General features: G+C 37.9%; 12 protein-coding genes. 8 read left to right on the top strand and 4 right to left on the bottom strand.

The genetic code is table 11. From position 1 onward, the window contains the following. Positions 1-5: 5 nt before the first annotated feature. On the bottom strand, positions 6-710 hold the full coding sequence (gene minC, locus J8L70_RS09035; RefSeq protein WP_211055244.1) for a septum site-determining protein MinC: 705 nt from the start codon (positions 708-710) through the stop codon (positions 6-8). A gap of 141 nt (positions 711-851) precedes the next feature. Between minC and J8L70_RS09030 the strand changes: the two genes are divergently transcribed. From J8L70_RS09030 to J8L70_RS09020, 3 genes are all read left to right on the top strand, one after another. Then, complete coding sequence (locus J8L70_RS09030; RefSeq protein ID WP_211055243.1) at positions 852-1,133, top strand: YcgL domain-containing protein; 282 nt, start codon at positions 852-854, stop codon at positions 1,131-1,133. Further along, complete coding sequence (locus J8L70_RS09025) at positions 1,126-2,142, top strand: lytic murein transglycosylase (RefSeq protein WP_211055242.1); 1,017 nt, start codon at positions 1,126-1,128, stop codon at positions 2,140-2,142. The genes J8L70_RS09030 and J8L70_RS09025 overlap by 8 nt, the downstream gene beginning before the upstream one ends. Before the next feature lie 229 nt (positions 2,143-2,371). Beyond that, positions 2,372-3,922, top strand: a complete 1,551-nt coding sequence (locus J8L70_RS09020) for a PAS domain-containing methyl-accepting chemotaxis protein (RefSeq protein ID WP_211055241.1) — start codon at positions 2,372-2,374, stop codon at positions 3,920-3,922. Positions 3,923-4,211: 289 nt separating this feature from the next. On the opposite strand, the gene J8L70_RS09010 is transcribed toward J8L70_RS09020, so the two are convergent. Continuing rightward, positions 4,212-4,757: a MarR family transcriptional regulator gene (locus J8L70_RS09010; RefSeq protein WP_211055240.1), complete on the bottom strand. Its 546-nt coding sequence runs from the start codon at positions 4,755-4,757 to the stop codon at positions 4,212-4,214. Between the two features lie 156 nt (positions 4,758-4,913). Then, entirely contained in the window at positions 4,914-6,185 is a 1,272-nt protein-coding gene (locus tag J8L70_RS09005) for an amidohydrolase family protein (RefSeq protein WP_211055239.1), read from the bottom strand. Between the two features lie 164 nt (positions 6,186-6,349). Between J8L70_RS09005 and J8L70_RS09000 the strand changes: the two genes are divergently transcribed. From J8L70_RS09000 to J8L70_RS08980, 5 genes are all read left to right on the top strand, one after another. Further along, the gene (locus J8L70_RS09000) at positions 6,350-8,170 is read left to right on the top strand and encodes a DUF885 domain-containing protein (protein ID WP_211055238.1); all 1,821 of its coding nucleotides are present in this window, start codon (positions 6,350-6,352) and stop codon (positions 8,168-8,170) included. 66 nt (positions 8,171-8,236) lie between these two features. Continuing rightward, positions 8,237-8,749, top strand: coding sequence for a YcgN family cysteine cluster protein (locus J8L70_RS08995; RefSeq protein ID WP_211055237.1), 513 nt, complete (start codon positions 8,237-8,239; stop codon positions 8,747-8,749). Next, positions 8,749-9,258, top strand: coding sequence for an RNA methyltransferase (locus J8L70_RS08990; RefSeq protein WP_211055236.1), 510 nt, complete (start codon positions 8,749-8,751; stop codon positions 9,256-9,258). The genes J8L70_RS08995 and J8L70_RS08990 overlap by 1 nt, the downstream gene beginning before the upstream one ends. Before the next feature lie 216 nt (positions 9,259-9,474). Further along, positions 9,475-10,365 (top strand): transporter substrate-binding domain-containing protein, encoded by an 891-nt coding sequence (locus tag J8L70_RS08985; protein WP_348772145.1) that lies wholly within the window; start codon positions 9,475-9,477, stop codon positions 10,363-10,365. A gap of 198 nt (positions 10,366-10,563) precedes the next feature. Next, on the top strand, positions 10,564-11,178 hold the full coding sequence (locus tag J8L70_RS08980; RefSeq protein WP_211055235.1) for a DsbA family protein: 615 nt from the start codon (positions 10,564-10,566) through the stop codon (positions 11,176-11,178). Positions 11,179-11,226: 48 nt separating this feature from the next. Here J8L70_RS08980 and J8L70_RS08975 read toward each other — a convergent pair whose 3' ends face one another. Then, positions 11,227-12,048, bottom strand: coding sequence for a hypothetical protein (locus tag J8L70_RS08975; protein WP_211055234.1), 822 nt, complete (start codon positions 12,046-12,048; stop codon positions 11,227-11,229). Positions 12,049-12,082: the final 34 nt, after the last annotated feature.

Raw genomic sequence — 12,082 nt, 5'->3', positions numbered from 1 at the left:
GAGATTTATCCTTTAACCAAAGCTGAAATTTCTAATGATTCATTATTTTGTTTTATTTGTACTGCACTACTCCAGTGTTCTCCTTGTAGAGAGTCACTTAACCAGTAGTTACCATTAATAGACACCAATTCGGCCTCTAATTTTTGGCAAAAAATATGTGCGCTATCTAAACCTTTAGCCCCAGCAATTGCTCTGCCTCTTAATGTACCATAAATATGTACATTGCCATCTGCGATAACCTCTGCACCGTGACTGACGGCACCGATAACGATTAAATCACGTTCTTTTGCATATACTTGCTGGCCAGAGCGAACAGTACCATTAATTATTTGAGCAGGTAAATGCACTGTCTTTTCAATTACTGATGTATTTTCTACCGGCTGTGGTGGGGCATTTTTAACATCTTGAGCATAGTTTAAAACTGATAAGCCTGCTGATTTAGCAAGTTTATGTTGTTCTTCACTGCCATTACAAACACCAACAGGATTAAAATTCAGTCGTTCTATTAACGATTTTAAATGAATAAAATCGATACTTTCACCTTGCACATCACTTAAATTTACGACAATAGGCGCCCCTTCAAAAAAACGTGGCGCTTGAGCAACCTTTATATATAGTTGCTCTGCTAATAACGTTATATCAGCGCTAAATAGCTGCAAAACTGATAATGTGAAAAGATTTCCTTTTAGCTCAAAAATTTGATCCGACATAAACACTCATAAGGTTGTTTGATTAGCTATATACATGCTTTTATAACGATAAACATGTAATCTGTAATCTATTTTTTCTAACTTATTATTACTCTCATGTTATAATGTGGCGAACTGTTAAGCAAGATATAAAGGGCGATAATGCTAACTGCGGTATATAAAAGTATTAAAAAAGCGGACACTTTCTTATTTGTTGAAAAAAGAGATGATTTTACAAAAGTGCCTGAGCCATTATTAACCATGTTTGGTAAGCCTAAGTATGTCATGTTAATCAATTTAGCTAAGCGAGATAATTTAGGAACTGCTGATTTAGAAACTGTTAAGGAGGCATTAACCGAGCAAGGTTATTATCTACAAATTCCACCGCCGCAAGAAAACTTGTTGAGTGAGCTACAAAAAGAAAACGGAGTTGATAGTGTTTAAAAAATTAGTCATTTTATTATGTGGAGCGTGTTTAAGCGTCCCTGTTACAGCTAAAACACAAGCTGAGTTTGATATTTATTTAAGTGATCTTAAAGCGCAAGCTTTAGCAAAAGGGTATGAGCAACAACTGGTTGATCAAGCATTTGCTACAGCTAAATATAAAAAAAAGGTCATTTCAGCTGATAAAAATCAACCTGAAGTAAAAGAAACACTCGAAACTTATTTACCTAAAAGAGTGCCGCAGTGGAAAATAGATAAAGCACGTCAACTTTATAAAGAAAACCAAGTTGTACTTGAAAAAATAGCGAAAGAGTATGGTGTGCAAGCCCGCTTTATTGTTGCTTTATGGGGCCTTGAAAGTAATTTTGGCAGAATTCAAGGTGGACATAATGTTATATCGTCTTTAGTTACCCTTGCTTTTGATGGCCGCAGAGAAACTCTTTATAAACGCCAATTATGGGCTGCTTTAGATATATTAAAATCAGGCCATATCAGTTTAGATAAGTTTAAAGGCTCTTGGGCAGGTGCCATGGGGCAAACACAGTTTATGCCAACGTCCTTTAATGCCTATGCTGTTGATTATAATAATGACGGACGTAAAGATATTTGGACCACAAAAGAAGATGCCTTTGCTTCCATTGCAAATTACTTAAAACAAGAAGGCTGGGACGATGAGCTTACTTGGGGCCGACAAGTAAAATTACCAGATAACTTCGATAGCAAGTACGTTTTAAAACGCGGCACTAAAACACGTAAACAATGGCTAGAATATTGGAATGACTCAGAGCGCACTTTAGCTGATTGGCAAGCACTTGGTGTACGAAAAGCTGATGGCTCTGATTTACCTAAGGCTGATGTGCGAGCAGCATTAGTTATGCCAGACGATATTAATGGCCGAATGTATTTAGCGTACGACAACTATAAAGTATTCATGCATTGGAATCGCTCTTATTATTTTGCTACCAGTGTTGGATACTTATCAGATCGTATTGGTTACCCTAAATTGTAAAACACCACATTTTAAAGCCAGTGGCTCCCGTCACTGGTTAAATTTAAAGCCTCAATTTAAACCTTATATTCGTCATATGCCTCCTTGTTTAAATTAATTTTATAGTAAATATAAAGTATTGTTTTTATGTTTATTAGCGATTTTAATTTATAACAACTAATATTAATTATTCCTATTTAGCTAAATCATAATTAATGAACATACGTAAATAATACAAGGATCAGGTGTCATGCGTAAAAATCTACCTGTTACAACCATCGGTAAAACATTTGATGCCAACACCAAGCTCATTTCGGTTACGGATATGCAAGGCATCATTACCGACTGTAACGATGCATTTGCCACAATAAGTGGTTTTTCAAGAGAAGAGTTAATTGGTCAACCTCATAATATAGTCAGGCATCCCGATATGCCTCCTCAAGCTTTTACTGTAATGTGGAGCCATTTAAAAATCGGTAAACCTTGGATGGGACTGGTTAAAAATAGGTGTAAAGACGGTGGCTACTATTGGGTCGATGCTTATGTAACGCCTGTCACCGAAAAAGGGAAGGTTGTTGGTTATGAATCAGTCCGCTCTGTCCCTAAAGCAAGCGATATTGCAAGATGTGAAAAGCTTTATGCACGTTTAAATGATGCCAAGGGGTTGGTAAAACCATTACCATTAGCAAAATCCACGCTATTTATTTCAACTCTATTTATAATCTCCACACTGCTATTTTTTTCTGGCTTTAGCACATTAGGCTTCATTGCCATGGCCATAACCGCGTTACTAGGTGCGGGTATTTTAAATTATAAACATACTGCGCGTTTAAATAATTTATCTAAACAGTTAGAAGGGACGTTTTCTGATGATTTGTCAGTACAATCTTATACCGATAGAACAGGATTAATCGGTCACTTAGAAGTTTCAATTATTAGCATGCACGCACATATGATTACAGTGATAAGCCGTATTGAAAATGCAGCTCAACGGGTCGCTAAAGAATCGTCAGAATCTTATGATTTAGTTCAAGATACAAAATTAGGTATAGATCAACAACAAGCCGAAACAGCCCAAGTGGCCACTGCGATGAATGAAATTACAACCACCATAGGTCAGGTTGCTAATAATGTGTCTGATACAGCAAGCCAAGCAGAAACAGCGTATGATTTAGCTAAAAAAGGTGAAGCATTATCACAAGTTACCAGTGATGCAATTAATGGCTTAAGCGATACGGTCGAAGTCATTAGTACATCTGTTTCTGAGGTTGCTGATCAAACTAATTTAATTGCAAAAGCAGCCAATATGATTGAGCAAATAGCAGAGCAAACCAATTTATTAGCGCTAAATGCAGCTATTGAGGCGGCAAGAGCAGGGGAGCATGGTCGAGGCTTTGCCGTTGTTGCCGATGAGGTTAGAAATTTAGCTAAGCATACTCAAGATTCAACCAGCGAAATTTATAAAATAGTATCGACATTGACAGCGAAAGCAAATGATTCGGTAGAGATAGCCGATAAAGGACGTATAGGGTCAAACGCAGGCTTAGAAAAAGTACTACAAAGTGCAAACATGCTAAATGGGATCGTAAACTCAGTCGGTGAAATTACAAATATGTCGACACAAATAGCAGCCGCGGTAGAGCAGCAATCTCATGTAGCAGAAGAAATTAACCAACAAGTTGTTAATATTTCATCGTTAGCAGATAGCAGTGCCCAGGCCACACACAACGCGTCAACCTCGTTAGCGCACTTAAAAGATATATCTGATGAGTTACACGAATTAGTCGTACGCTTTAAATAATGTTTAAGTTATACCTACGTAGCCTCTTATATTGAGGCTACTTATGCATAGCCATTTGTATCACGGTATCCTTCAGATTCGTTAGCGCTGCGTGCTGAAGTTGATAATATATTTGATGAAACGTATTACACCAATTCGTTTGCTGATGCATGGGTACAACCGGGAACCCCTCGCAGTGTTCGACTATCGGCAAGCTATAAGTTTTAAATAATAGCCATAAAAAAAACCTATAAACATGGATGTGTTTATAGGTTTTATTTAAATAATTAATTGTAATACACTATTTTATTTATTCTTTTTTAAATAGTTTATCTTTTAAATCAATGACTTTTCCAATCCCAGAGCCTAACTTCATTAAATTATTTAATTGCTCAGGGGTTAAACGTTGTAATTCAGATGACCATTTAGTTACTGTTTCAAGTAAATTATGGATTTCTTCCATTTGTTTTTGTGCATACTGTTCATCTTCATTAGCCGCTTGCTCTAAAAGATTATCGCGTAGCAGGCTGAGAGTGGGCTCAATTTCACGTTTTTTTCTTTCTTCAAAAACACGATTTGCCATATCCCAAATATCACCCGCGGGGGTGTAATACTCTTTACGATCGCCAGGAATATGATGTACTTTTATTAATTGCCACGACTGTAATTCTTTAATACCCATACTCACATTACCTCGTGAGATACTTAATGCATCGGCAATTTCATTTGCAGTCATTGGATCTTTGGTAATAATTAATAAACCACACATTTGGCCTATAGTGCGGTTAAAGCCCCAACGACTTCCCATTTCTCCGCAGTGCATAACAAAGGCAAAGTTTTTTTCAGATAATGTCATGATTTTTAGTTTTCAGTAATTTCAATAAATTAATGCTAGCACGGTTAAAAAATATAGCAATGATTAGCACTCATTGACATTGAGTGACTAAAATTAATTTATAAAAAACGCCTATTAGGTAGGCGTTTTTATTATTTATTGGCCTTTTTTAAGCGCTTATTGTTTGTAAACTATGCCTGCCTTCATAACAAATGGTACTTGTTCTAACACTGATATATCGTTCAGTGGATTACCTTTAACGGCAATAATATCACCGGCATAACCTTTTTTAATTTGCCCAAGTTGTGTATCCATTTTTAACAACTTAGCGCTATTTATAGTAGCCGCTTGGATTGCTTGAAGTTCGCTCATACCAAATTTAACCATACGAGAAAACTGTTTGGCATTATCACCATGCGGGTATATTGCAGCATCGGTACCAAACACCATATTTACGCCTGCTTTTACTGCACGACTAAAACTATCACGTTGTCTTTTTGATACTAGCCTTTCTTTATTAAGATTTTCTTCATCAACCCCGTTTTGTTCGCCATACGCTAAAGTATATTCGGTGTTATATATATCCATTGATAGCCATGTACCATGTTTTAGTGCAAGTTCAATGGCTTCGTCATCTAAAAAGCTTGCATGTTCAACGCTGTCTACACCGGCTTTTATTGCGTCTTTTATACCGCTTGTACCATGTGCATGAGCAGCAACCGGCAAATCTCGTCTATGCGCTTCACTTACGATTGCTTGCATTTCTTCAAGTGAGTATTGCTGCGCACCAACCTTGGTGCCTTTTGAAAACACGCCACCTGTGGCACAAAACTTAATAGCATTGGCGCCGTATTTTATGTTTTCTCTTACTTTTACACGGACTGCCCAAGGGCCATCTGCTACACCATCTGCAGTGTATTTAAGTTCAGGAGGTAGGCGGTTGTTATCACAGTGACCACCGGTTATGCCAAGTGAAGGGCCTGCTGCCCAAATACGAGGACCTACAACATCTCCTGCATTTATGCCATCTCGTAGTGCAATAACACTGTAACCTGGAGCACCGACATTACGGACTGTAGTAAAACCTGCTTCGAGTGTTATTTTAGCAAAGTGAGCCGCTTTAACCGCCATACGCGGAACTGATTGGCCTACACGCTCACTACGAGACACCGTTGGATCGCTGGTTAAATGCACATGCATATCCATTAAACCAGGCACTAATGTCAGCTCTGGCAATTGTATGTATTCATCTTCTTCGGTAATGGTTGGTTTAGTATTTTGTTGTACGGCGATAATTTTTCCGTTATCAATACTTATTAAAGGCGATTTTAGTAATTTACCGGTTTCTACATCTAGCATTGCCTTCGCACTGATATAGGTAATAGCGTGGCTTGGTAAGCTGGTAGCACAAATAAGGGCAAGGGAAGCTGCTAAGATCGATTTTTTCATTCGTTTCTTCTTATTGATTAATTAATGTTTTAGAGGCTGTTTTTTTAATGTAGCAATCATCGATTGCACTGTAAATTAATAATGATGTATGTCACTGACCGCAATTGCTTTTAATCAGCTAAATTTAAGCCCATAATCGGGGCAAAGTTATCATAAGGAACAACATGAAATTTATAAAACTAGCGTTAGTCGCAACAAGTGTGATCGCTGCATTAAGTGGTTGTACACATACACCTAACTCACAACACACCCATTTAGCTACGAATAATAAAGTGGTGTCTGAGTTATCAGCCGAGCAACAACTCGATGTATTAGTTTCATTGTATTTTGAGCAATCTTTAACGTTTAACCCAATTAAAGCAACTTATGTTGGCGATAATTCATTTAATGATCAATTTTTACCGGTTATTTCTGCAGAAAATAGGGCAAAACAAGCTCAATTTTATCAACATTTTCAAAACCGTTTAGCGCAAATAGATAAAACGCAATTGACTGGCCAAGCATTATTAAGTTTTGAAGTACTTTCGCATGAACTATCTATTAAACAACAAGGTATGCAATTTCCATCGTATTTGTTACCCATCAATCAAATGTCGGGAGCGCATAATACATTTGCTGGGCTAGGGTCTGGGCAAAGCGCACAACCTTTTAACACACCTGCAGATTATGAGGCATTTATTGGCCGAGCTCATAGTTATATTGCGTGGTTAAATAGCGTACAAACCGCTATGGCACAAGGCATTAAACAAGGGATTGTGTTACCAAAGCCTTTGGCAGAAAAACTACTTCCACAATTTAAAGCACATGTTGTGACTCAGGCCGAAGATTCGTTGTTTTATTCACCAATAAAGCAAATGCCAGCGTCGTTTACAACACAGCAAAAAGAAACGCTGACCGCTAAGTACAGCGCATTAATTTTAGAAGAAATTGTCCCAGCGTATGCCGCTATGAGTGAATTTTTAGCGCAGCAATATATACCTAATAGCCGTGACTCAATAGGGTACAGTGATTTACCTAACGGAAAGGCTTGGTACGAATATCAAATAAAACAAAATACCACATTAAGTTTATCGGCAGACGAAATCCACGAAATTGGCTTAAGTGAAGTGGCACGTATTTTATCGCAAATGAAGCAAGTAAAAGAAACGGTTGGCTTTAAAGGTGATTTACATGCGTTTTTTAATCATTTACGTGATTCAGACGAGTTTTATTTTAATACGCCAGAAGAATTAGTCGCAGCGTACGAACAAGTAAAACAAAAAATTGATGCGCGCATTCCTTTATTATTTGATATTGCCCCTAAAGCGCCTTATATCGTGAAACCGGTTGAAGCGTATCGTGCACAATCGGCAGCGGGCGCGTCGTATGCCTCTCCGGCTCCGGACGGTTCTCGTCCTGGGATATTTTATATCAATACATTTAATTTAAAGGCTCAACCCAAGTTTTTACTCGAAACATTGTCTATTCACGAAGCGGCACCGGGGCATCACTTTCAAATAGCCTTACAACAAGAAGTTGATAATCTACCTTTATTTCGAAAATATGGCGGATACACTGTATTTGCAGAAGGCTGGGCTTTATATGCAGAAAGTTTAGGTAAAGAATTAGGTTTATTTACCGACCCTTACATGTGGTATGGCCGCTTAAATGACGAGCAATTACGTGCAATGCGATTGGTACTCGACACGGGCTTTCATGCCAAAGGCTGGACCCGCCAACAAGGTATCGATTACATGCTGGCAAATTCTTCAATGGCAAAATCTGACGTCATTGCCGAAGTTGAACGTTATATTGCATGGCCAGGGCAGGCACTGAGTTATAAATTAGGTCAATTTAAAATTCAGCAATTACGTGACTATGCAAAAGAGCAGCTAGGTGAGCACTTTGATATTAAGGCATTTCATAGCCAAATATTAATCGACGGAGCTATGCCAATGCCAATTTTAGAGCGTAAAATTAAACGTTGGGTTGCTGCACAAAAATAACAACTTTACGGTGTATATCGCAATACGCTAAAATGCGCGCTCTTAAACGGGGCGCGCGAGTATTATATGGTTTCACAACAGTTAGCACAGACACAGTTTTGGCTTAAAAAGAGCCTTGAAGAAATGCAGCAACATGAATGGGAAGCTATTTGTGATGGCTGTGGTAAATGCTGTTTAAATACATTTATCGATAGTGAAGATGAAGATGACTTTACCGCCACTGACCAATTGCGTGAAGGTGAACAACTGATATTTACTAATATTGTATGCCAATACCTAGACAACCAGAGTTGTGGTTGCAGTGAATATGAAAACCGCCAAACCCTCGTCCCATCGTGTGTTAAGTTAACCAAAGAAAATCTAAAAGATATTTTTTTCATGCCGCAAAGTTGCAGCTACCGTCGTTTACATGAAGGCCGTGGTTTAGCTTCATGGCATCCACTATTAAATAATGGCAGTAAAGAATTAATGCACGAATTAGGTATTTCTGTTCGTGATAAAACGGTAAAAGATGACGAAGTATCTCTTGATGATTTTGATTTATATATTGCCAGCTGGCCAACCATGGATTGTGATTAATGAGTGAGTTAAAAGCCACAATTGGTTTAATTAACCCTAAAAGCCCTACAAACGTCGGGGGTGTTCTGCGAGCTGCAGGGTGCTACGATGCAAAGCACGTTTTTTTTACCGGAAACCGGTATTTAAATGCAAAAAAATTTCATACCGATACTAAAAATGCCGCTGAACATATACCGTTAACTGTTACAACGCAATTATCTGATGTTACCCCGCCAGGGGCTAAAGTGGTTGTAATTGAATTAATTGAGGGTGCAACACCGTTACCTGAATTTATTCATCCAGAGAACGCTTTTTATATCTTTGGTCCAGAAGATGGCTCTGTGTCAAAAGACATTTTAAAATGGTGCGATGAAGTCGTTTATGTACCCACCATTGGTTGTATGAACTTAGCAGCTACTTGCAATGTGGTGCTATATGATCGATTAGCTAAATTGGGTGGTATAAAGAGTAGCGACGAGACTATTATTAGTTCGCGCGATACTAACAATAAAATGAAATGGCAAAAGTAAGGTGCAATAAACCTAAGTCTGCATATCAGTGATAATAAATTTAATTTAGGCGTGTGCCGAAGTGATGCCAACCTTGTAGTTCAAAGCAAATAAGATAAAAATGTTGTATAATAACCGCTCATTAGCGATTACAGCGAAATTTGCTATGGTAGCGTTTATATAACTTGTTACCGTTATTTAAAATTATTTATTTTGATTAACCTAGGTGTAAGAAAAGTGCGATACATTAGTTTATGCTTGCTATTTTTAAGTACTTTTGCAAATGCAAAAGTGGTGGTGCAGTACTATGCTAATGAAAAGCAAAACACAGTAACCAGTGAGTTTTATAAATCTGGTTTGTTATTTAAACACCCTAATAGTCAGCGTACATTACGATTAGTCACGTTAAATTGGCCTCCATATATTAGCGACTCTTTGTGTAACAATGGTTGGATATTACAATTTGTCGTTGCTGCACTTCATCAGCAAAATTACAATGTGCACATTGAATTTATGCCTTGGGCACGTGCGGTTCGATACGTGGAGTTAGGTCAAGCTGATATTTTAATACCCGAATATGATATAGAACATTCGGCGCCATCAGATAACATAACCAATACGACACGCCTTAAGCTATTAGCTTTAAGTGCCCCGTTTCCTGGTGGGGCTTTGTCTTTTTTAAAGCGTAAAGATGATGAATTTACCTTTAATGGTGATTTAAATAGTATTAAAACACGACAGCTAGGAGTTGTACGGGGTTATCAAAACACCCCCGAACTTGATGCAATGATTGATAATAAATTAATCGAACCTGTGTATGCTGTTGATGATTTTCAGTTAGTCAGATTGTTAGCTGAAAACCGGGTAGATTTAATTGTCGGTGATCCTCTGGTGTTCCAACATAGCATTATTAATTCAAACTTAGACGATGAACAAAAGCACGCGTTAATGCAAAAACTCACTCCCGTTGGTAAACAGATTGCTGATAAATCATTGCATTTTGCAATTAGTAAACGTATACCCCATTGGCAACGTGTGCTTGCTGATGTTAACTCCTCTATCTTAGCTATGAAAAATAATGGTGAATTAGCGCGCTTAGCACACACCCCCGTACGCTACTGTAAATAACTTTCCACCTAGCTATATGTGAATAACTAGCAGGCTTTAATGGGCAGGCAAAGTATACTTTTGCTGTTTTTAGGCACCGAGTCATTGTAAGTGTTGTTTAATAGAGGTTACTCACAGCTTTTAGGTTTTATTAATATTTGTAATACGCTAAGGTAGTGATTAAATTTGTTAATTTAAATATATGCTATTGGTTTAAATATGAAATTATTATATGTACACGATCCTATGTGTAGCTGGTGTTGGGGTTATGCGCCGACTTGGGATAAATTAAAACAAAGTTTAAATGGTATTATTGACATTGAATACCGTGTGGGTGGATTAGCGAGTGACTCGGATGAGCCAATGCCTGAACAAATGCAATTAATGCTGCAAAGTACGTGGCAGCGCATAGCTGATTACTTAGGCACTGAGTTTAATTTTAAATTTTGGCAAAATTGCCAACCAAGACGATCGACTTACCCTGCTTGTCGAGCTGCTTTATTAGCACGTAAAGAGAATAAAGAAGTACAAATGATAGCAGCCATCCAACAGGCTTATTATTTACAGGCAAAAAACCCTTCAGATGTATCGGTTTTAGCACAGTTAGCCCAGGAGCTAGGTTTAGGTACTCAGGCTGAGATTGAATCGAAATTACTTAGTGATGAATTAAACCGTGAGTTAATGCAAGAGTTATCCATGCTACAAGCTCTTCCCGTACAAGGGTTTCCATCATTAATTTTGTTACATAACGAACGTGCAATACCCATTGCGATTAATTATGAAGACCCCCTGATTACTGCTGAGCAAATTAAGCAGTTACTTGCTAATGGTTAACAAAATAAAAGCGACATAACGTCGCTTTTATTAAAATTTAACAATGACTTAAGCTTTGTTATCAACAAGCTTGAAGTTCATCGTGCTAACATCACCAAACTTCACTGTTGAGGTTGAACCTACCAGCGTTTCATGAACCCCGGTGATCGCGCCTGAGCTACAAAATGAACCGGCTGGCAAAGTAATACCACGCTGAGCACAACAATCAATCATAAATGCAAATGCAGCCATTGGCCCATTTAATATGCCATCAGTTGGAGCTTCGTTAATTAACTTATCGTTAATTGATACACTGGTACTCATTGACGCAATTTTATTTTGCCAATCTTCGATTACGCTACCAACAATCATACCGTATTGATTACCAATATCGGCGATAATAGCTGTTGGGCCATAGCCATTTAAATCAACAACTGGGCTACTGGCAATCTCAATACCGGCGTACACATTTTTAACTAAGTGCTCCACTCCTTTTGAAGTATCAATACTACCAGGTTTAATTTCTTGATTTGTTTCTATCATCAACTCTGCTTCAATAGCGATAAAGCCACCAGCATATACTGGTAATTCAAATGCTTCGCCAGTACCTTGTGCTTGAGTTAAATGATGATAAACATTATTAAATACAGGGCCTAAAACACGTTCAGAACCTAACTCTTCGCGTAACTCAGGTGGGACCATGCCCACTTTCCAACCTACAATTGTATCGGTTGATGCCTTAATTGAACCATCTTGTACTGTATATGCTTGTTCTAACGTACTTGGGATTGGTCCTGGGAAAGTCGGTAAAATTGTCGCCTCTTTACGTGCGTCAGATAAGGTTTTTGCAAGTTCATCAATTTGCACACTGGTTAAAGTGGTTGTAGACATAAATATTCTCTCTTTATGTGTAATGCGATTATAT

The organism is Pseudoalteromonas sp. MMG010, from assembly GCF_018100905.1.
In the GTDB taxonomy this organism is placed as follows: Bacteria; Pseudomonadota; Gammaproteobacteria; order Enterobacterales; family Alteromonadaceae; genus Pseudoalteromonas.
Note: the sequence above shows the minus strand (reverse complement) of the source record. Positions and strands in the feature narration are given on the sequence as shown.

Coding starts and splice junctions, on each gene's coding strand:
- J8L70_RS09020 (WP_211055241.1), top strand. CDS start 2,372: ATGCGTAAAAATCTACCTGTTACAACCATCGGTAAAACATTTGATGCC.
- J8L70_RS09010 (WP_211055240.1), bottom strand. CDS start 4,757: ATGACATTATCTGAAAAAAACTTTGCCTTTGTTATGCACTGCGGAGAA.
- J8L70_RS08975 (WP_211055234.1), bottom strand. CDS start 12,048: ATGTCTACAACCACTTTAACCAGTGTGCAAATTGATGAACTTGCAAAA.
- J8L70_RS08995 (WP_211055237.1), top strand. CDS start 8,237: ATGGTTTCACAACAGTTAGCACAGACACAGTTTTGGCTTAAAAAGAGC.
- minC (WP_211055244.1), bottom strand. CDS start 710: ATGTCGGATCAAATTTTTGAGCTAAAAGGAAATCTTTTCACATTATCA.
- J8L70_RS08980 (WP_211055235.1), top strand. CDS start 10,564: ATGAAATTATTATATGTACACGATCCTATGTGTAGCTGGTGTTGGGGT.
- J8L70_RS09000 (WP_211055238.1), top strand. CDS start 6,350: ATGAAATTTATAAAACTAGCGTTAGTCGCAACAAGTGTGATCGCTGCA.
- J8L70_RS09030 (WP_211055243.1), top strand. CDS start 852: ATGCTAACTGCGGTATATAAAAGTATTAAAAAAGCGGACACTTTCTTA.
- J8L70_RS09005 (WP_211055239.1), bottom strand. CDS start 6,185: ATGAAAAAATCGATCTTAGCAGCTTCCCTTGCCCTTATTTGTGCTACC.
- J8L70_RS08990 (WP_211055236.1), top strand. CDS start 8,749: ATGAGTGAGTTAAAAGCCACAATTGGTTTAATTAACCCTAAAAGCCCT.